Source organism: Mariniflexile sp. HNIBRBA6329 (assembly GCF_043558645.1).
Lineage (GTDB): Bacteria > Bacteroidota > Bacteroidia > Flavobacteriales > Flavobacteriaceae > Mariniflexile.
The window spans coordinates 109201-129288 of record NZ_JBIFXS010000001.1 but is presented as its reverse complement, the minus strand read 5'-3'; the positions used below and the strand labels follow the sequence as shown (position 1 = coordinate 129288).

Genomic DNA, 20088 nt, shown 5'->3' with positions numbered 1-20088 from the left:
TCGAAGACTTTATTTCAGAAACATTTCGACAGCGCTGAATGTGACAATTAGTATAAAATTGACTTTTTAAATAATGACACCTAACGGGTTAAATGAAGGAGGTTTAAAAAATAATCGCTGTATTTAATTTAAAGCAGCAGTCGATTTATCATCTTTTTGGGCAACCGCAGTAAGAAGTGCTAATTCACTGAATGAAACCGTACTTGCAGCCAAAGATACCTTTACTTCAGCAGGTTGTAGGGCATCTACATGCACCTTAATTTCTTTGGTGTCATAACCAGCAAAACTACATGCTAAGGTATAATCGCCAGCTTCTAGGTTTTCAATAACAAACACACCCGTTAAATCGGTGTTTAAATTTATAGAAGTTCCTTTTACCGAAACATTTGCCAACACTAATGGCGCGTCATTCACTTCATTATCTAATACTTTACCAACTATTAAACCTGTGTTTTGCCCAAAGGATAAAGTGGTGAAAAGAAGAATAGCGATGTAAATTAAATGTTTCATAAGTGTTATTATAAATACACTGCAAAAAAAGCGATTCCGCTTAAATGGTATGTTACCTTAACATTAAACAACAGCTATTAAAATGTTACCTTAATGTTACCAGGTTTTTTTTGAAAACATTTTACTTTAAGTAGAACGTTAGCCAATTAATTCTAAAATGTCAGTCTGAGCTTGTCGAAGACATAAAGCGCCACTTCGACAAGCTCACTGTGGCATAGAACATTTATTTAGTACAAGAATGAGGCATTTAATTTTCCTTATAAAAGAATATGCTACGTTTAAAGAAATTCTTTATTATCTTGCCCAAGCATAAAATTTCACAATGAACTGGGAACAATTATTATCTTTAAAACGCTTTGGCGACACCAATAAACGCATACGAAAAGAACAGGACGAAACCCGTTTGGGCTTTGAAGTAGATTACGATCGTGTTATTTTTTCATCAGAATTTAGAAGTTTACAGGATAAAACCCAGGTGATTCCCTTATCGAAAACCGATTTTGTTCACACCCGCTTAACCCACAGTTTGGAAGTAAGTGTTGTGGGGCGTTCTTTGGGGCGTTTGGTAGGTAAAAAATTGCTGGAAAAACACCCGCATTTACAAAATGTACACGGGTATCAAGCCAACGATTTTGGTGCTATTGTAGCAGCAGCAGCTTTGGCACACGATATTGGAAATCCGCCTTTTGGGCATTCCGGAGAAAAAGCCATTGGCGAATTTTTTAAAACCGGGGCAGGCAGCCAATATAAAAGCCAATTAACCGAAAAAGAATACCAAGATTTATGCGATTTTGAAGGCAATGCCAACGGTTTTAAAATTTTAACCGAAAGTAGGGCAGGGCGCATTGGCGGTTTACGTTTAAGTTACGCCACCTTAGGGGCCTTCACCAAATACCCAAAAGAATCGTTGCCCAAAAAACCAACCAACCATATAGCCGATAAAAAATACGGGTTTTTCCAAAGTGAAAAAGAAGCGTATGAAGATATTGCCAACGAACTGGGTTTATTAAAACGCAGCGATAAACACCTAAGTTACGCTCGCCATCCCCTCGCTTTTTTAGTAGAAGCGGCCGATGATATTTGCTACACCATCATCGATTTTGAAGATGGCATCAACCTAGGCCTCATTCAAGAAGAATTTGCTTTAGAGTATCTGTCTAAAATAATACGCCACAACATCAAGCCCGAAAATTATTATGCACTTTCCACCAAAGAAGACCGCATAGGCTATTTGCGTGCCTTGGCCATAGGCAGCCTTATTAACGAGGCGGTCGATATTTTCATGACCCACGAAGAAGCCATTTTAAGTGGCCATTTCGATTGTGCCTTGCTAGATAAAAGCAAATACGATGCACAAATAAAGGACATCATTAAAATAAGTGTCGAAAACATTTACCAGTCCACCGAAGTCATAGACAAAGAAATTGCAGGTTACGGCGTTATCAACACGCTATTAAACACCTATACCAACGCCGTTAACAATAGTTTTGAAGGCATTGCATCCAACTACGACAAACTTATTTTAAAAGGCCTGCCAAAAACCATAAAAGCAAACGATGCCAGTTTATACAACAGACTTTCAAGCGTGTGTTACCACATCTCGTTACTGTCAGACAGCAAAGCCATATTGGAATATAAAAAAATAAAAGGGATTAGTTTTTAGTACGTCATTGCGAGTAAAACAAAGCAATCTCTAACTTAAGAATTTATATTTTAGGCGTTACCCGAAGGGTCGCGCTTTCAGCTAAATCTTTTTAAAACGTCATGGCGAGGACGCGGGACGAAGCTATCTATTAAATTTTAGTTCAAACAAACTTTTAGTAATCAGGTTTTAAAAAGGATACCGCTTCAATCGCTAACGCAGGGTTTCTTTGCTAGGTTTCATGCGTTTTTGAAACCGTTAAGTATTTTTTGTCAGTTTTTATTTCGTTTATAAGTCTGTCTTTCGTGCTAAAATCGTACTTTTATTAAAATTTTACTTTATGAGTTTGAATTTATTAGAGAGAACAGTTAATGATTTAATGGAGAAATTTGGTGCAGGAAATCATAAACCAGGTTCTGGCAGTGCTGCAGCCTTCCAAGGAATGGTTTCTGCTAAACTGATTTCTACAGTTATTAGTTTATGTGCAGATGAGAAAAGGAAGCATTTATATTCACATTGTATTTTCGAACTTTTAGATTTTCAAGAGCAAATAGAAAACCGTATTTATCCTGAACTGGCTGATAAGTTCCAATTTGATTCTGAACAGTTTGATAAGACTATAAATCTTAGAAAAGCAAGGGATAATGAAAAAGATGGAATAATTAAGAACCAACTTCGAAGGCAAGCTCTTGAAGAATTGAAAGTTTCTATTGCAATTCCTCTTCAAATAGCATCGCTATGTAAAGAAGTAGCTGAAATTGCAGCCTTCGTTTTTGATAATGGATTTAAAGCAGCTCGTGGGGATTCTCAAGTTAGCTTAAGTGGTTCTGTTTTAGCAATAGCAGGTTGCATTTCAATAATTAGACTTAACGTTCTGTCTTTTAATAGTGATGAATATGAATACTCAAAATCAATTGTTTCAAAAGTTAATACTTTGGAATTGGAATATAAAAGACTGAATAAGATAGCTGGTTCCAAAATAGAAATCCTTAATGATGAATTTAAGAAAAAGATTCCTCTTTTTGATGGTATAAATAAAATTTTTACAAAGTATAAAATTAATAAAAGTTTAGACATTGAACAATGTGCTCGAGAACTTCAAAATCTTCTTTGGAAGAATAAGCATCTGATATGGAAAAAGAATATTCCCGAAAGTTATTTAGATATTTTGAATCCAGAAGTGATTTTTAAGAAAGCTTTAGGCTATGATTACCTTTCTTCCGATCGTTATGCCGTACCTATTGAGGAAGATGGAATTGTAGAAGTGGCAGGTGTGATTGATCAACCAAATAAACTTGTTTTGGTTTCTGATAAATTTCCTGATCAGGTACAGAGGTTTACGGCTGCTCATGAATTAGGTCATGCTATTCTTCACAAGCAATCCATATTGCATAGGGATATTCCAACTGATAGTCCTGATAAAAGAGTTGCTTTTAGTAAGGTTGAAAAAGAAGCCGATAAATTTGCTTCATACTTCTTAATGCCATCAAGATTGATAAAAAAAGAATTTGAAGAAAAATTTTCATCTGAAGTTTTTCAGTTAAACGAAACTTCTGCATTTAATTTTGGTGGGAAGAGCCTTGTAGATTTAAAGAGAGAATGCAAAACCTTAAGAGATTTATCTAGAAAATTAGCTTCAGCAGAATTTTTTGAAAATAAACGTTTTGAATCTCTTTCAAAAAGATTTGGTGTTTCTATCGAAGCTATGGCAATTCGTCTCGAAGAATTGAATTTAGTACACTATTAATTACTTCCTAAAACCTTAATAATTAGAATTTACTGAAACATTTGTTCAAACCCTCAACACCCAACCCAATACTTTTTTGTAGTTCGGTAACACTGCCATGCTCCATAAAAGTATCAGGAATTCCTAAAACTTTAATGGTGTTTTTATAGTTGTGGGTAGCGGCAAATTCTAAAATAGCACTTCCAAAACCACCTTTAATGCTATTGTCTTCAACCGTTACAATGGTTTGGTGTTTTTTAAAGATGCAATGAAGTAAGGTGTCATCTAAAGGTTTTACAAAACGCATATCGTAATGCGACACTTCTAAATCTAAAATAGCTTCGGTAACATTTTTGGCAATGGTGCCAATGCTCAAAACAGCAAGGTTATTTCCCGCTTTTAGCTGAATGCCTTTTCCTATGGCTATGGTTTCAAAAGGTTGTTTCCAATCAACCGTTATGCCCGTGCCTCGTGGATAACGAATGGCCATGGGTTGCTGCAAGCCCAATTGCGCGGTGTACATGATGTTGCGCAGTTCCACCTCGTTACGTGGTGCAAATATGATGAGGTTGGGTATGCATCTTAAATACGATATATCAAAAACCCCGTGATGGGTGGCGCCATCTTCTCCCACCAAACCGGCGCGGTCCAAACAAAAAATAACGGGTAGTTTTTGTAAAGCCACATCGTGTATGATTTGGTCGTAAGCGCGTTGTAAAAACGTGGAGTAAATATTGCAAAATGGCACCAAGCCTTGGGTTGCCATACCTGCGGCAAGGGTAACGGCATGTTGTTCGGCAATACCCACATCAAAAGCGCGATGCGGCATGGTTTCCATCATGTATTTTAACGAGCTTCCTGTTGGCATGGCAGGGGTAATGCCCACAATGTTTTTGTTTTGTTTGGCAAGTTCCACAATGGTGTGTCCAAAAACATCTTGGTATTTGGTAAAATTTGAAGGTGCTTTGGAAATAAGATCGCCTGTAGTGGCATCAAATTTTCCAGGGGCGTGGTACTTTACTTGGTCTTGTTCGGCTTGTTTTAAACCTTTGCCTTTGGTGGTAATAATGTGTAAAAACTTAGGACCTTTTACCGTTTTTAGACGTTTTAACTCTGAAATGATTTTATTAATATCATGCCCATCAATAGGTCCCGAATAATCAATATTCAAGGCTTTAATGATGTTGTTTTTTCGGTGGATGCCTTTTTTTACGTTGGTTAAATATTGTTTTAAAGCGCCAACACTGGGGTCGATACCAATGGCGTTGTCATTTAAAATAATCAATACATTGGCATTGGTAACACCGGCATGATTCAACCCTTCAAACGCCATACCACCAGCAATACTGGCATCGCCAATGACTGCGATATGTTGTTTTTCTAAATCGCCTTTTAGTTGGGAAGCAATAGCCATACCCAATGCCGCCGAAATAGAGGTAGAAGCGTGCCCAACACCAAAGGCATCGTACTCACTTTCATCGCGTTTTGGGAAACCGCTAATACCGCCCATTTGTCGGTTGGTATGGAACAAATCTTTTCTGCCCGTTAAAATTTTATGACCGTAGGCTTGATGGCCAACATCCCAAATAAGTTGGTCTTCGGGAGTATTAAACACATAATGCAGGGCAATAGTTAGTTCTACCACCCCCAAACTAGCACCTAAATGGCCTTCTTTGGTGGCGACAATGTTGATGATAAAGTCACGTAATTCTTGGGCAAGTTGCGGTAAGTCTTTTTGGTTTAAAAGACGAAGTTCTTTTGGGGAATTAATAGTATTTAAAAGACTTTTTTGCACGAAGCAAAAGTACATATTTTATTATTCTTCTACTTGAAAAATGAAAGGTAAGGTATAAACCATTTCTACAGGTTTGTTTCCTTGTTTTGCTGGAATAAATTGAGGTAAAAGTTTAATAACTCGAATGGCTTCTTCTTCAAGTTTAATATGAGGTGCTCTTACTTTAATTTCCTTAATATCTCCGTTTTTATCAATTTTAAATCGAGTTCGAATTAGTTGTCTTCCTTTTACATCTAAACAAACGGAAGTATTAAAATTTTCAGAAACAATTCTTGATATTTCTTTCTTGAAGTAATCTCTTTTTTCCTGTTTAGATAGGTTTTCTGGAGTGTCCTTAAATTCAGGTTGTGTTTCATTTACAATAATTCCAATCACAATTTCACCTTCTATTTCTGGCGATTCAGTAATTTTAACTTTGGAAGTGTTTTTTGCTTCAACAATTCCAGTTGGTTCAATTATTGGATTTGCTTTAGCATTTGTAGATTTAGTTGTACAGGTGTTTTTTTGTAATGAATCTTCTTGTGTTATTTCCGATATTCCTCCTAGTATATCAATTGTATTGTTGTTTATAGTATCAATAACTTCAATACTATCAATTTTTTGCTTATCACCATTTTTGTTGGTACAACTCATTAAACTTGTTCCCATAACAATTAACAAAACCAGTAAAAACATTTTATGAAAGTTTTGTTGTTGCGTTAAAATTTGTGATGGAATATGTAAATTAATGCTATCTAATTGGGTTTGTTTGAAATGTCCGCAAATACGATTGTTTTTGTTTTCATGAATAAAATCTTGAATTTCATTAGTATTCATTTTAGTGAAATCGATGACTGTTTTAGAACAAGAGCTACAGAATTTGCCTTTTTCCTTTGGAGACATAGCGTTCCAATCTTCATGACATGGCTTGGGGATTGAAATAGCATAATATTTTTTCATAATGGAAAGATTTAAAAAGTGTCATCAAATTTCTTGCCGAAAGAATTTTAAACAAATTGAATTTGTATTTTTGCTTTTATGATACAACCTTTCGACGACACCTATTTTATGAAAAAAGCGCTTCAAGAAGCAGAAATGGCTTTTGAAAAAGGCGAAATTCCTGTGGGTGCTGTTATCGTTATTGATAATAGAGTAATTGCACGCGGACATAATTTAACGGAACTGTTAACCGATGTGACGGCGCATGCTGAAATGCAAGCCATTACCGCAGCATCTAATTTTTTAGGAGGTAAATATTTAAAAGATTGCACACTTTATGTAACCTTAGAACCTTGCCAAATGTGTGCTGGTGCTTTGTATTGGAGCCAGATTTCAAAAATTGTGTATGGCGCTAGAGATTTGGAACGTGGCTGTATTAATTTGAACACCAAGTTACATCCTAAAACCACGATACAAGGTGGTGTTTTGGAAGCAGAAGCTTCAGAACTTTTGAAGCGGTTTTTTATTCAGAAGCGTAATTTGAATTAGATTGTTAGGTTTTAAGATAGATGGTTTATGAGGTTTCGACTGCGCTCAACCTGACAGAGAACTGTAAACCGAGACTGCGACTGCAAACTTCTTACAAAGGAATGCCTAAAAAAATTATTTTCTAGTATCGCCTTCGCGCTCTCGCATTTTATCTAGATTCTCTTTGGTAAGCATGTAATCTTTTACGTTTTTATCTTTCCAACGGTAATATGAAAATAGAGGAAAAACTATTAGGAAGAGTCCGGAAACACCAAAGCCAATGAGTTTTTGGGAGTGTTCGGATTCCAAAAAATACCCGGTTAAAATACTTCCGAAAGCCGCTAGAAATAAAAAGAGGATGAGGTATTTCATGTGATGAGATTGAATGATTATAGAGCCTGAGCGTTTATTTTGTAAAATTAATTAATTGTCTTCTATAAGCGGTAAGTAATTTGGATTTGGATATAAAACCAACATATTCGTGGTTTTTTACCACGGGTAAATTCCAAGCACTACTATCTTGAAACTTTCTCATAATATCGGTCATTTTATCTTTTTCAAGATCTATTATTTCGGGTGCAGGTTGCATAATGTCGGTTGCAACAATATCGTTATATAATGTTTGATCGAACATGACGGGGCGTAAATCATCCAATAAAATAACGCCTAGTAATGCGTTGTTCTTTTCATTAACAACGGGAAAAATATTTCGGTTCGATTTTACAACCGCTTGATGTACCATATCACCTAAAGTCATTTTTGGGGTTATGGTTATAAAGTTGTTTTCAATAACCTTGTCTATTTCCATGAGGGTTAACACCGCGTGGTCTTTATCGTGGGTAATGAGTTCGCCTTTTCTGCCCAATTCCATATTATAAACCGAGTGCGAACTAAAGTATTTGGTAATACCAAATGAAATGGTAGCTGTAAGCATTAGCGGAATGAAAAGTTCGTAGCCACTGGTAAGTTCGGCAATTAAGAAAATAGCAGTTAGGGGCGCATGTAAAACACCAGCGAGCAAACCGGCCATTCCTACTAGGGTAAAATTGCTTTCGGAAACAGGCGTGTTAAACAAACCACAGTTATTGATTATTTTAGCAATGCAGTTTCCCATGATACTGCCCATAAAAAGCGTAGGTGCAAAAATACCACCCACGCCACCAGCACCAAAAGTAAGTGCGCTGGCTATAATTTTAAAAAACACTAAGCCTGCTAGTAGTAAAACAATAGTCCAAATGTTAGTTAAATCCATTTGGAATACGTTGTTTTCTAAGGCTTTTTCAGGATTTCCAGCAATAAGATTATTTATAACATCAAAACCTTCACCATAAAGTGGTGGAATAAAATAAACTAAAACGCCTAATAGAAGACCACCAATGAGTAAGCGTTTGATAGGTGAATTTATTTTATCAAAAAACGTATGAAACTTATCGTAAACTTGAGCGAAGTAAATGGAAGTTATAGCTGCAAAAACACCCAAAATCATATAGAAAGGCGCATCGGCAAGTACAAACTTATCTTCAATTTTAAAGGGCAATAAAATATCGTCTCCAAAGAAAAAATAAGAAGTTAAAATCGCTGAAAGTGAAGCTAACAAAAGGGGTAGCATGGAGGCGATTGTTAAGTCTAAACTAAAAACTTCAATAGCAAAAATAATAGCAGCAATTGGGGCTTTGAAAATTGAACTCATGGCACCAGCAGCGGCACAACCAATGAGTAAATTCCGAGTGGTTTGGTTCATGTGGAACATTCTGGAAATGTTAGAGCCAATGGCGGCTCCTGTAGCTACCGTAGGGCCTTCCAACCCTACCGAACCACCAAAACCAACCGTAAGAGGTGCCGTTAAAATAGAACCAAACATTTGGTATTGTTTCATAACCCCTTTTCGTTTGGAAATAGCAAAAAGGGTAGAAGGAATACCATGGCTTACCTTGTTTCTAATGACGTATTTTATAATGAAATATACAATGGTTAATCCGATAATTGGAAACAAAAAGTAGAAGGCGTGATGGTAGTATTTAATTAAATTCCCTTCTAGCAAGTGTTGGAAAAAGTGGGTTAAGTTTTTTAGGATAACCGCACCAACACCCGAGGTGAAACCAATAACAATACTTAAAAAGTATACAAATTGTCTGTGAGAAATGTGTTTGGCTCTCCAAATGAGTACTTGTTTTAAAATGGTTTGTTTCGGCATGTTTAAATCTACTAAAAAATCCTGCATTTTGCAGGATTCTTTTTTATTGTTTTAAATTAAGTTTTAGGCTTAACTCCGTTAATTGCGCATCGTCAATTGGTGCTGGTGCATCAATCATCACATCACGACCTGCATTGTTTTTTGGGAATGCGATAAAGTCGCGAATGGTTTCCTGTCCACCCAAAATGGCTACCAATCTATCCAATCCAAAAGCCAACCCACCATGTGGTGGTGCACCATATTGAAAAGCGTCCATTAAAAAGCCAAATTGTGCTTTAGCTTCTTCTGGGGTAAAGCCTAAATAATCGAACATAAGGGATTGGGTTTCTTTATCGTGGATTCTTATAGAACCGCCACCAATTTCGTTTCCGTTCAATACCAAATCGTAAGCATTGGCTTTTACTTCACCTGGGTTTGTTTTTAGAAGTTCTAACTGTCCTGGTTTAGGTGATGTAAATGGATGGTGCATGGCATGGTAACGCTCGGTTTCTTCGTCCCATTCTAAAAGTGGGAAATCCATCACCCAAAGCGGTGCAAATTCTTTAGGATTTCTAAGTCCTAGGCGTTCTGCTAATTCCATGCGTAAGGCGCTTAATTGGGAGCGCACTTTATTTGTATTACCCGAAAGCACACAAATTAAATCGCCAGCTTTGGCACCAGTTACTTCTGCCCATTTAACTAAATCGGCTTCATCATAAAATTTATCTACGGATGATTTGTAGGTGCCATCGTCATTACAACGTACATACACCATGCCTAAGGCACCAATTTGTGGGCGTTTTACCCAATCAATCAATTGGTCTATTTCTTTTCTGGTATAAGCGTTTCCACCCGGAACAGCAATACCAACTACCAATTCAGCACTATTGAAAACGCCAAAATCTTTGTGCTGCGCCACATCGTTAAGTTCGCCAAATTGCATGCCAAAACGAATATCTGGTTTGTCGTTTCCGTATAAGCGCATCGCATCGTCGTATAGCATTCTTGGGAATTTTTCAACTACAACACCGTTCACTTCTTTTAGTAAGTGGCGCGTTAATCCTTCAAACGCATTTAAAATATCTTCTTGCTCAATAAACGCCATTTCACAATCTATTTGTGTGAATTCTGGTTGTCTATCAGCACGTAAATCTTCATCTCTAAAACACTTTACAATTTGGAAATATTTATCCATGCCGCCAACCATCAAGAGTTGTTTGAACGTTTGAGGCGATTGCGGAAGTGCATAAAACTGACCAGCATTCATGCGTGAAGGCACTACGAAATCGCGCGCACCTTCAGGAGTCGATTTTATTAAATAAGGCGTTTCAACTTCAATAAAACCTTCTTTTGAAAGGTAGTTTCTAACTTCTTGAGTTACTTTATGTCTAAAAATCAAGCTGTTTTTTACGGGGTTACGACGAATATCTAAATAGCGATACTTCATACGTAATTCTTCGCCACCATCGGTTTTGTCTTCAATAGTGAACGGTGGCAACAAGGCTTCGTTTAAAATGTTTAATTCTGAAACCAAAATTTCAATATCGCCTGTTGGCATGTTCGGGTTTTTGGAAGCTCGTTCTATAACCGTTCCTTTTACTTGAATAACAAATTCGCGCCCTAAGTTTTGAGCCTGTTCTAACATAGCTTTTGAAGTACGCTCTGCATCAAAAACAAGTTGCGTAATACCGTAACGGTCGCGTAAATCTACCCAAACAATAAATCCTTTATCTCTAGATTTTTGAACCCATCCTGCAAGTGTAACTTCTTTATTTATAAATGACGTATTTAGTTCGCCACAATTATGACTTCTATACATAGTTGAAAATTGAAGTGCAAATTTAATCAAATACTGTAGAGTATGAATTTATCATTACTATTTTTTAATCTGGTTATAAAAAGAAAGTCGCCTAAAAAAGTTTTTTAGATGACTTTCTGTAATTACTTAATCATTAGTCTACGGAAGGTTTTTTTGTATTTTGCTTTCGTGAAATCTAATTTTTGCTCGATTTAACAAATAGAATAGTGTAGGAACAATAACCAAAGTTAAGAAGGTAGCAAAGGTTAGCCCAAAGATGATAGTCCAGGACATTGGCTTCCAAAAAATGTTGTTATCACCACCAATGTACATTTGTGGGTCAAACTCGGTAAACAACGTAAAGAAGTTTAGGTTAAGACCAACTGCTAACGGAATTAATCCTAAAACGGTTGTTATAGCTGTAAGTAAAACGGGTCTTAAACGGTTAGTCCCTGCAGCAATAATGGCTTCACGATACTGTTCACGCGTTAAATACATGTCTTCAGGTATTCCTAATTCTTCTTTTTTTCTATCTATCAATAACTGGGTATAGTCTATAAGTACTATTGCATTATTTACTACAATTCCAGCCAAAGAAATAATACCCATCATGGTCATCATCACCACAAAGTCCATTTGGAAAATAACCAATCCAAACAATACACCAATAAAACTCAGTACAATAGCAATAAATATGATAAAAGGTTTGGAAACCGAATTAAATTGTGCTACAATAATTAATAAAATAAGTGCCATAGCAATAAGCAAGGCTTTAGAAAGAAACGCCATGTTTTTAGCCATTTCTTCCTGTTCGCCCGTAAACTGATAAGTAATATTACTAGGTAATTTATAGTTTACCATTGAGGCTTGTATCTTCTGAACAATTTCGGTTGGGTTAAAGCCTTCTAAAACATTTGAGTAAATGCTAATAACACGTTTTAAATCTTTGCGTTTTATTGAACTGAAGGTTGCAATGTTTTTGGTTTCTACTAAGGTTGCCAACGGAATTTTCTTTAATGTACCTGTATTATCTCTAAAGGTTATGTTCTGATTGAAAAGCGCACTTTCATTGTAACGACTGTCTCCATCAAACCTTACAAAAATGTCGTAATCGTCTTCACCTTCTTTGTATGTTGAAGCATCAAAACCATAAATGGCTGAACGTAGTGCCTGCCCAACTTGAGCAGTAGATACACCTAATTCTCCTGCTTTTTCGCGGTTTACAATAACCTCCATTTCAGGTTTGTTTTGGTTAACATCTAAGTTAAGGTCTTCTATACCTGGGATTCCTTGTTCGCTTATAAAAGTCTGGATTTTTTGAGCTTCATCCAACAGTTCATTGTAATCATCGCCTTTTAATTCAATGTTAATAGGGTAACCTACTGGTGGACCATTGGCATCTTTTTCAGCAATAATACTAACCCCAGGGTGCCCTTGAACGGCTTCGCGTATTTCGGTTAAAACATCGGAACTACTTACTTTATTGCCGTTTTCATCATAACGATGTTTAAACTCTCTGAACAATACTGTAACCTTGCCTTTATTAGGCATTTCGTTTTGAGAAGCACCATCGGTTTGCGGATTTCCTGCGCCTTCACCAACTTGAGAAATAATGGTTTCGGCCATGAAATCATAAGGTTTTCCGTCTTTTTGATATTGATATTTATCCAAGACATCGAACACCTGTTGTTCCACAATTTTAGTTAGAGCATTGGTTTTTTCAATATCAGTTCCTTCGGGATATTCAATGTAAACAATGGCTTGGTTAGGTTGGTTTTCGGGGAAAAATAATGTGTTAGGTGTGAACATTCCAAACACAATGAATGATATAATTAATAAACCAAATGTGCCGAATACAAAGCGGTAGGCGTTACTTCCTTTTAATGCGCTTTCTAAAAAGTTTTGATACTTGCGTTCAATTTTTGGTAAGGTATTAAATTGGAAACGCTTTGAAGCGGGAATCAATAGATATTTAAAAAACCATAATGATGCGGCAATAAACACAAACAGGTTTCCGAAACCAGTTAAGGCTTTAGGGCCACCAATAAAACCTAGAATGGTAAATAACAAGGCGACAGCAAATAAGCCTAAACCACGTTTTAGCAAAGCAGTTTTACTCCTGTTTTTCCATCCAATGAAACACATTACTAAAGAAGTAATTAAGGTGATGGGCCCTAAAATTTGGAAAATAATGTGAGTGTTTAAAAGGCCTGAAATAATTAATAGAACTCCAAAAGCCAGTAGTACTATACTTATTTTTATAAGGTCTTTTTTAGACATTTCTTCTTCGGTTACCTTCATGAATCTTGAGGTTAACATTGAGTTGATTACTAAAGCAATAAACAAGGACGAAAAGAGTACGGTTGAAAGTGTTAAGGGGAAATATATCATGAATTTACCCATAATTCCTGGCCAAAAACCAAGTGGTAAAAAGGCCGCTAATGTGGTAGCTGTTGAAGCTATAATAGGCCATGCAATTTCGCCAACGCCTCGTTTTGCAGCTTCAAGTCGTGGCACACCTTCATCCATAAGTCTGTAAACATTTTCTACAACCACAATACCGTTGTCTACTAACATACCCAATCCCATAACTGTGGCAAATAACACCATGGTGTTAAGCGTAATATTGATACCAATAAAATCTCCAACGATTGGTAATATTAAAAATGACAATAGTATGGATAATGGAATAGCGATCCCTACGAATAATGCATTTCTAAACCCTAAAAAGAACATTAAAACACCAACTACCAATAGTACTCCAAAAATGATAGAGTTTTCAAGTTCTGCCACTTGATCTTCGGTTCTTGAAGACTCATCGCTAGTTATGGAAATTTTTAAATCGTCTGGTAGATATGTAGATTGCGCTATGGGTAAATGCGCTTTAATTTTGTGCATGGCATCAATCATATTCTCACCACTTTTTTTCTTGATGCTGAGCATAACTACAGGTTGACCGTATTCTCTGGCGTAAGTTGAAGCATCTTTTTGTCTAAAATTGATGGTGGCAATATCACGAAGGTAAACGGAGCCATTGTCTTCTTTTACAACAATATTTTGTAGCTGTTGCGGATTGTCTATTTCACCAATAACACGTATGTTTCTGCGTAAGCCATTTTCAATAACATTACCTCCTGAAATAGTGACGTTTTCATTTTGAATAGCGCCAATAATTTGGTTGAAACTTACTTCGGAGGCAGTCATTTTAAAAACATCAACCGCAACTTCAACCTCTTTATCCTGAACACCTAAAAGGGTTGCTTCCTTAATTTCTGGATAGGCTTCTAGTTTATCTTGTAAATCTTCAGCGTATTTTTTTAACTGTTCAGAGGTGTAATCGCCCGTAAGGTTTAATTGGGCAATTGGCATCATTTCTGAAATGTTGAGGTCGAAAGCATTGGGTTCTACTTTGGCACCACCATCTAGGGTAGGCCAGTCTTGTTCTGCTTTTACAGCATCAATTTTATCTTTAATTTTTACTTTAGCCTCTTCGGTGGTAATGGATTCTTCAAACTCAACGGTAATGATGGAATAATCCTGTAACGAGGTTGAAGTAATTTTAGTAACACCAGTGATATCATCAATTTCTTCTTCCAAAGGTTTTGTGATGAGCTTTTCAACATCTTCTGCAGCATTTCCAGGGAATATCGAACTAATATAGATTTTAGATTCGATAACTTCTGGAAAGGATTCTCGTGGTAAACTTAAATAGGACAGGAGTCCGCCCAACAGTACAATAGCTATGATAACAAAGACTGTCATTGGGTTGGTTATGGACCAGTTAGATAGTCCAAAATATTTATACTTTTTTGCTTCCATAACTTATTGGTTGGTGGTTTTTATGGTTACAGTTTCGCCATCTTTAAGTGTTAGCGCACCGTCTTTTACAATTTTTGTATCTTTTTCTAAACCGCTTAAAACTTCAATTAAGCCGCCTTGTGTATTGCCAGTTTCTATTTTGGTTTGAACTACTTTTGCATTGGTGGCAGTTTCATCTATTAAAAACACATGTTTTTCACCTTTAGCGTTTTCTTGAATACAATCGGAAGGAATAACCAACGCATTTTCCTTGCTGTAGTTGTTAATTTCCAAGTTTGCCATTAGGTTAGGTTTAATGGTTTTATCGGCATTGGGCACATCTACTTCAATCTCAAAAGTTCTATTACTTGGATTGATAAAACTACTTACGGTTTTTACTTTGCCTTCTACTGTTTTTCCAAGAGCCGGAAAAGTAACATTCACTGAAGATCCTTTTACAACACTTTTTATATAGTTTTCTGGAATAGAGGCGTTAACATGCATGTTGTTGAGGTTAACCAAGCGCATTATGGCTTGCATGCCAGGAACGACTACCTGACCTTGTTCGGTAATAATATCGTCTATAACACCAGAAAACGGAGCTGTTATGATAGTTTTAGAAAGTTGTGCACGAAGTTGTTTAACAGCACTTTGTGAAGATTCCATAGAGGTTTTGGCTTGAAGGTATTGAATTTCGCTTCCTATTTTTTGTTGCCATAAACGTTCTTGACGGTCGTAAGTTGTTTTTGCCAATTGGGATTGTGCTTCTAGTTGTGCTAATTGGCTAGATAAACCACCATCGTTAATTCTTGCCAAAGTTTGTCCTTTAGATACTTTTTGTCCTTGTTTTACATATACCTGAGATAATACGCCTTGATATTCAGGATAGATCAAGATATTTTCAGAGGTGTTTACATTGCCTTGAATGGAAATGTAATTTTTAAAGGTTGTGTCTGCCACTTTATAGACAGTAACTAGAGTATGTTTTTTAGTTGTATCGATTTTGGAAATGGCATGCTCTAATTTTGAAAGCAACTTTGAAATACTGTCGTAAGACATCAATACTTCGGATCTTTTAGCTTTCATTTTGGTAAGGTCGCCACTTTCGATTACCGAATCTACGCTTACTTTGGATGCTTCTTTATTAGCACAACTATATGCTATGCTTAAAATAGTAACGAAAATTATAATTTTTTTCATAACGAATATTTTAGTTAGTAGTATTTAACAAGGTTTCTAATTCTGCTTTTTTATTGATAACGTCCAACATAGCTTGTAAAAATTCTTGTTGAGCCGTGTATAATTGGGTTTGTGCTTGTCTTAAATCGAAACTGGAAGCAATACCTTCAAAAAATTTGGTTTGGTTTTTTTGTTCAATACGTTCGGCAAGATTTAAGTTTTGCTTTTTATTATTGTAATCTTCTACTGCAAATTGGTAATCGCTTTTTGCAGCTGAAATTTGGAGTTTTAAGCGTTGTTCTGTTTCGGTTAAATCGTCTATTGACTTTTCCAAATCAATTTTAGCACGTTGTGTTCTTGCACTTTTAAGACCCGATCCTAAAATGGGTATTTTTAAATTTACCCCAAAAAGCCCATAGTTATAGTATTTTTGGTCTTTATTAATAAAGTCAAAATCATTACTATAAGAAACGTAGCCTTCTGTTAAAAAGGCTCTAAGGGTTGGTAACGCCCTGCTTTTCTCTAGTTTTACCAATAAGGCTTTTGCGGTTTTATTATTTTCAGCTATTTGGTAATCTATTGTGTTTTCAATAGAAAATGATGTGTTTATTAAGTCTAGATCAAGGTTTCTAACTGTTAGGGTTTCTAGATTATCAGACAAAATGGTTGTGTTGTCGATATCCAATCCTAAAGTCATATTTAGCATTTGGTATGTTACCTTTCTTAAACGAATGGTATTATTTAATGTGCTTTCAACACCCGATAGCGTTATTTTTAATTGCTCCAAACTTTCCTCTTCCCCTAAACCATTTTCATATATTTTGGTAAGTTCATTTAGATTTTTTTCTAAAACTATTTTGTTTTTTTGCAAGATATTAACACTTTCTTCAGCTAATAGTACATTCCCGTAACTATTAATAACGGCTTTTCTAACTTCCAAATCGGTTTTAATCTTTGCGTTTTTAGATATTTCTAAGAACACTTTTGCCGATTGTAACCCAACAATGTAAGAGCCGTCAAATATTAATTGGCTTAAAGTTGCAGATGCATTTACATTTTGTTTTAAACCAAAATTTACTGGAACGTAAGGTGCGTTTGGGTTACTAAAATCGCTTGGAAAAAGTTGAACTTGCTGTTTTATAAAATCTTGATAATCGATATTACCATCAATTTGTGGCAAACCGGTAGCAATAGTTTCCCATTTTTGCTTTTTAGCAGCTTCAATATCGCGCGATGCATTTTTAGCTGTTCTGTTATTTTGCAAAGCATAGTTTATGGCTTCCTGCAATGTAAAGCTTTGTGTGTTTTCTTGTGAAAACATAGCTGTTGAAAGTACTAAACTAAGTAGTAAAATTAGTTTTTGTTTCATGTTTTTATGATTGATTGTTGTTTAAATATTGGGTTAAATGTTCCAAACCTTTCTGGGTGCAAATACCTCTTAAATGGTATTCTAAATAATTATTCATAAGGCTTTGCATCGAAAAATTGTTTAACGGAAAAAGCTCTTTGTCTTTTAAGGCCATTATGCAGTTAAAATATATTTTAGATACAAACTCAACGTTTATGGTGTCTCTATATAAACCTAAATCTATACCGCGTTGTAAGTTGCTGGTAACGCAATCTTCCATAACACAAGATTGTTTAGATTTTAGCGAGTCACATATTTTTGGGTAATATTTTTGAAGCTGATACTGAGGTGATGATTTTTCATCTTTAAGGTGCTTCATTAAAAATTGTTTTATTTCATAAACTTCCTCAATAGGGTTGTTTTCTTGGGCCTTTATTTCTTCAATACCTTTTGAAATCAATTGAAACATAAACAATGTTGTTTCTTCTACCAGTATGTTTTTGTTCTCAAAATATTGATAAATCGTTTTTTTTGACATGCCAAGTGCATTGGCAATATCGTCCATCGTCACACTCTTAAACCCGTAGTTTAAGAATAAATCGGCTGCTGTTTTTAAAATATCTTCTTTCATGTGGTCCTATCCATTTTTTCATCTGTCACATGTTACATCCATACAAATTATTGAATTAAGTATCTAATTTTTAGTTATGGATGTTTCATAATTAGCTGCAAATGTATAACAGGAAACTTTAAAAACAAAAAAAGTTTCCAAAGTTTTAACGATTTATTAATATTGGGAAATAAAGTAGTTGCATTAGTTGACGCAATTACATTATTTTTGTTACATGCAAGACGTACAATTTTACCAAGACGAATTCACTTCATTTTTAAATGGCTTCACAACACATCGAGAACCAGTTTCGCTTTATAACCCCATAAATTATATTTTACAATTAGGTGGTAAACGCTTGCGACCCGTTTTAACATTAATGACTGCTGAAATTTTTAATATGGAGTACACAAAAGCGCTTGATGCGGCTTTAAGTATTGAAGTATTTCATAATTTCTCGTTGGTACATGATGACATTATGGACGATGCGCCATTGCGAAGAGGTAAAGAAACAGTGCACGAAAAATGGAACATCAATACGGGGATTCTTTCGGGTGATGCTATGTTAATTATGGCGTATCAATTATTCGAGAAGTACGAACCAAACACCTTTCAAGCACTTGCAAAACTTTTTAGCAAAACAGCTTTAGAAGTTTGCGAAGGACAGCAATACGATGTAGATTTTGAGACTCGCAATGATGTTTCCGTATCAGAATATTTAAAAATGATTGAATATAAAACAGCTGTTTTGGTTGGTGCGGCTATGAAAATGGGGGCTATTGTTGCGAGCGCGTCAGAACAAGATCAGGACAATATTTATGAATTTGGTAAAAATTTAGGTATTGCGTTTCAATTGCAAGACGATTATTTAGATGCCTTTGGTGACCCAAAAACCTTTGGGAAACAAGTAGGTGGTGATATTATTGAAAACAAAAAAACCTATTTATATATTAAAGCTTTGGAATTTTCAAATGAAGAAAATAAAGCTAAGCTTTCTAAATTATTCAGTGAAACGCTTCATCATAATGAACAAAAAATAGAAACGGTAAAAGCTATTTTTATAGAAAGTGGTTCTGCTGAAGCTACTAAAAAGGCTATTGAAGATTTCACAAACAAAGCGTTTAGTGTTTTGGAAACCATGTCAATTTCTGAAGAAAAAAAAACAGTTTTAAAAGTCTTTGGTAGTAACCTTATGAATAGAAATGTATAATGCAATTACCAAAAACTTTTGAAGATTTAATTGAAAATGCCAATCAATTAAGCTTGTACCAAAAATTAGTACTTCAACTTAATAAGGATTTTTTGTTGGCAAATATCAATTTGGATTTTCATGAAGATGTATTGCCATCAAGCCTAAAACTGATGCTTCACGAAACGGTTTATAAGCTCATTCAAGAAAAATTTACCGATTATTTAAACCTACTTTATATTGTAGATGTTTCAGAAAAGGAAGTTAAAGCTTTAAATGGCGAAGATGTACTTAAACTATCTGAAGATGTTTCGTTTTTAATTTTAAAACGCGAATGGCAAAAAGTGTGGTTTAGAAATAAATACAAATAACTTAATTAAGATAAACTTGTCCCAGTTAAATTATTTTCATACATTTGTATAAAATTTAGAATTAATATGTTTTCAAAAGCTTGCGAGTATGGTATTAAGGCGTGCATTTTCATAGCAATAAATTCGTATGAAGGAAAGCGCGTAAGCCCTAAAGAAATAGCTGAAGAAATTAATTCACCACAAGCTTTTACTGCCAAAATTCTACAAGCTTTAGTAAGACATAACGTTATAGAATCTGTTAAAGGCGCTTATGGTGGTTTTGAGGTTAGTAAAAACGAAATTAAACATATTAAACTCGCACAAATTGTAAAAGCTATTGATGGCGATAGTATATACAACGGTTGTGGTTTAGGTTTGGAAAAGTGTGATGAAAACCACCCATGCCCTGTGCACGATAAGTTTAAAGGTGTTAGGGACGAATTAAAATACATGTTAGAAAACACAAGTTTAGAAGAATTAGCACTTAACATAAAATCTGGTGCTTCATTTTTGAAGGTATAAAA

At 35.4% G+C, this 20088-nt stretch carries 16 protein-coding genes; 6 read left to right on the top strand and 10 right to left on the bottom strand.

Going from position 1 to position 20088, the window contains the following annotated elements; all coding sequences use genetic code 11:
* Positions 1–123: 123 nt before the first annotated feature.
* Positions 124–510 carry a carboxypeptidase-like regulatory domain-containing protein gene (locus ACGK9U_RS00555; RefSeq protein ID WP_394464399.1) on the bottom strand — a complete coding sequence of 129 codons (387 nt, stop codon included), beginning with the start codon at positions 508–510 and terminating at the stop codon, positions 124–126.
* 322 nt (positions 511–832) lie between these two features.
* On the opposite strand from ACGK9U_RS00555, the gene dgt reads away from it, so the two are divergent.
* Both dgt and ACGK9U_RS00545 read left to right on the top strand, forming a co-directional pair.
* A complete protein-coding gene (gene dgt, locus ACGK9U_RS00550; RefSeq protein WP_394464398.1) occupies positions 833–2173 on the top strand; it encodes a dGTP triphosphohydrolase in 1341 nt (446 codons plus the stop codon).
* A 319-nt stretch (positions 2174–2492) separates the two neighbouring features.
* Complete coding sequence (locus ACGK9U_RS00545; protein WP_394464397.1) at positions 2493–3899, top strand: cyclodeaminase/cyclohydrolase family protein; 1407 nt, start codon at positions 2493–2495, stop codon at positions 3897–3899.
* Positions 3900–3921: 22 nt separating this feature from the next.
* Here ACGK9U_RS00545 and dxs read toward each other — a convergent pair whose 3' ends face one another.
* Positions 3922–5673 carry a 1-deoxy-D-xylulose-5-phosphate synthase gene (gene dxs, locus ACGK9U_RS00540; RefSeq protein WP_394464396.1) on the bottom strand — a complete coding sequence of 584 codons (1752 nt, stop codon included), beginning with the start codon at positions 5671–5673 and terminating at the stop codon, positions 3922–3924.
* A gap of 21 nt (positions 5674–5694) precedes the next feature.
* Positions 5695–6612, bottom strand: a complete 918-nt coding sequence (locus ACGK9U_RS00535) for an energy transducer TonB (RefSeq protein ID WP_394464395.1) — start codon at positions 6610–6612, stop codon at positions 5695–5697.
* A gap of 78 nt (positions 6613–6690) precedes the next feature.
* Between ACGK9U_RS00535 and ACGK9U_RS00530 the strand changes: the two genes are divergently transcribed.
* Entirely contained in the window at positions 6691–7140 is a 450-nt protein-coding gene (locus tag ACGK9U_RS00530) for a nucleoside deaminase (protein WP_394464394.1), read from the top strand.
* A gap of 114 nt (positions 7141–7254) precedes the next feature.
* On the opposite strand, the gene ACGK9U_RS00525 is transcribed toward ACGK9U_RS00530, so the two are convergent.
* The 7 genes from ACGK9U_RS00525 to ACGK9U_RS00495 all read right to left on the bottom strand — a co-directional run bounded on the left by ACGK9U_RS00525 (position 7255) and on the right by ACGK9U_RS00495 (position 18046).
* A complete protein-coding gene (locus ACGK9U_RS00525) occupies positions 7255–7491 on the bottom strand; it encodes a hypothetical protein (protein ID WP_394464393.1) in 237 nt (78 codons plus the stop codon).
* Between the two features lie 34 nt (positions 7492–7525).
* Positions 7526–9340 (bottom strand): chloride channel protein, encoded by a 1815-nt coding sequence (locus ACGK9U_RS00520; protein WP_394464392.1) that lies wholly within the window; start codon positions 9338–9340, stop codon positions 7526–7528.
* Positions 9341–9356: 16 nt separating this feature from the next.
* Complete coding sequence (aspS, locus tag ACGK9U_RS00515) at positions 9357–11111, bottom strand: aspartate--tRNA ligase (protein ID WP_394464391.1); 1755 nt, start codon at positions 11109–11111, stop codon at positions 9357–9359.
* Positions 11112–11249: 138 nt separating this feature from the next.
* Positions 11250–14909 carry an efflux RND transporter permease subunit gene (locus tag ACGK9U_RS00510; protein ID WP_394464390.1) on the bottom strand — a complete coding sequence of 1220 codons (3660 nt, stop codon included), beginning with the start codon at positions 14907–14909 and terminating at the stop codon, positions 11250–11252.
* 3 nt (positions 14910–14912) lie between these two features.
* Positions 14913–16088, bottom strand: coding sequence for an efflux RND transporter periplasmic adaptor subunit (locus tag ACGK9U_RS00505; protein ID WP_394464389.1), 1176 nt, complete (start codon positions 16086–16088; stop codon positions 14913–14915).
* Between the two features lie 10 nt (positions 16089–16098).
* A complete protein-coding gene (locus ACGK9U_RS00500) occupies positions 16099–17436 on the bottom strand; it encodes a TolC family protein (protein WP_394464388.1) in 1338 nt (445 codons plus the stop codon).
* A gap of 4 nt (positions 17437–17440) precedes the next feature.
* On the bottom strand, positions 17441–18046 hold the full coding sequence (locus ACGK9U_RS00495; protein WP_394464387.1) for a TetR/AcrR family transcriptional regulator: 606 nt from the start codon (positions 18044–18046) through the stop codon (positions 17441–17443).
* A 214-nt stretch (positions 18047–18260) separates the two neighbouring features.
* On the opposite strand from ACGK9U_RS00495, the gene ACGK9U_RS00490 reads away from it, so the two are divergent.
* From ACGK9U_RS00490 to ACGK9U_RS00480, 3 genes are all read left to right on the top strand, one after another.
* Positions 18261–19235 carry a polyprenyl synthetase family protein gene (locus ACGK9U_RS00490; RefSeq protein ID WP_394464386.1) on the top strand — a complete coding sequence of 325 codons (975 nt, stop codon included), beginning with the start codon at positions 18261–18263 and terminating at the stop codon, positions 19233–19235.
* The gene (locus ACGK9U_RS00485) at positions 19235–19585 is read left to right on the top strand and encodes a hypothetical protein (RefSeq protein ID WP_394464385.1); all 351 of its coding nucleotides are present in this window, start codon (positions 19235–19237) and stop codon (positions 19583–19585) included. The genes ACGK9U_RS00490 and ACGK9U_RS00485 overlap by 1 nt, the downstream gene beginning before the upstream one ends.
* Positions 19586–19651: 66 nt before the next feature.
* Positions 19652–20086, top strand: coding sequence for an RrF2 family transcriptional regulator (locus tag ACGK9U_RS00480; RefSeq protein ID WP_394464384.1), 435 nt, complete (start codon positions 19652–19654; stop codon positions 20084–20086).
* Positions 20087–20088: the final 2 nt, after the last annotated feature.

Excerpts from the sequence above, each read along its gene's own strand:
- ACGK9U_RS00545 (WP_394464397.1), top strand. The coding sequence starts at position 2,493 with ATGAGTTTGAATTTATTAGAGAGAACAGTTAATGATTTAATGGAGAAA.
- ACGK9U_RS00490 (WP_394464386.1), top strand. The coding sequence starts at position 18,261 with ATGCAAGACGTACAATTTTACCAAGACGAATTCACTTCATTTTTAAAT.
- dgt (WP_394464398.1), top strand. The coding sequence starts at position 833 with ATGAACTGGGAACAATTATTATCTTTAAAACGCTTTGGCGACACCAAT.
- ACGK9U_RS00495 (WP_394464387.1), bottom strand. The coding sequence starts at position 18,046 with ATGAAAGAAGATATTTTAAAAACAGCAGCCGATTTATTCTTAAACTAC.
- ACGK9U_RS00520 (WP_394464392.1), bottom strand. The coding sequence starts at position 9,340 with ATGCAGGATTTTTTAGTAGATTTAAACATGCCGAAACAAACCATTTTA.
- ACGK9U_RS00530 (WP_394464394.1), top strand. The coding sequence starts at position 6,691 with ATGATACAACCTTTCGACGACACCTATTTTATGAAAAAAGCGCTTCAA.
- ACGK9U_RS00505 (WP_394464389.1), bottom strand. The coding sequence starts at position 16,088 with ATGAAAAAAATTATAATTTTCGTTACTATTTTAAGCATAGCATATAGT.
- ACGK9U_RS00535 (WP_394464395.1), bottom strand. The coding sequence starts at position 6,612 with ATGAAAAAATATTATGCTATTTCAATCCCCAAGCCATGTCATGAAGAT.
- ACGK9U_RS00510 (WP_394464390.1), bottom strand. The coding sequence starts at position 14,909 with ATGGAAGCAAAAAAGTATAAATATTTTGGACTATCTAACTGGTCCATA.
- ACGK9U_RS00525 (WP_394464393.1), bottom strand. The coding sequence starts at position 7,491 with ATGAAATACCTCATCCTCTTTTTATTTCTAGCGGCTTTCGGAAGTATT.
- aspS (WP_394464391.1), bottom strand. The coding sequence starts at position 11,111 with ATGTATAGAAGTCATAATTGTGGCGAACTAAATACGTCATTTATAAAT.
- ACGK9U_RS00480 (WP_394464384.1), top strand. The coding sequence starts at position 19,652 with ATGTTTTCAAAAGCTTGCGAGTATGGTATTAAGGCGTGCATTTTCATA.
- ACGK9U_RS00500 (WP_394464388.1), bottom strand. The coding sequence starts at position 17,436 with ATGAAACAAAAACTAATTTTACTACTTAGTTTAGTACTTTCAACAGCT.
- ACGK9U_RS00485 (WP_394464385.1), top strand. The coding sequence starts at position 19,235 with ATGCAATTACCAAAAACTTTTGAAGATTTAATTGAAAATGCCAATCAA.
- ACGK9U_RS00555 (WP_394464399.1), bottom strand. The coding sequence starts at position 510 with ATGAAACATTTAATTTACATCGCTATTCTTCTTTTCACCACTTTATCC.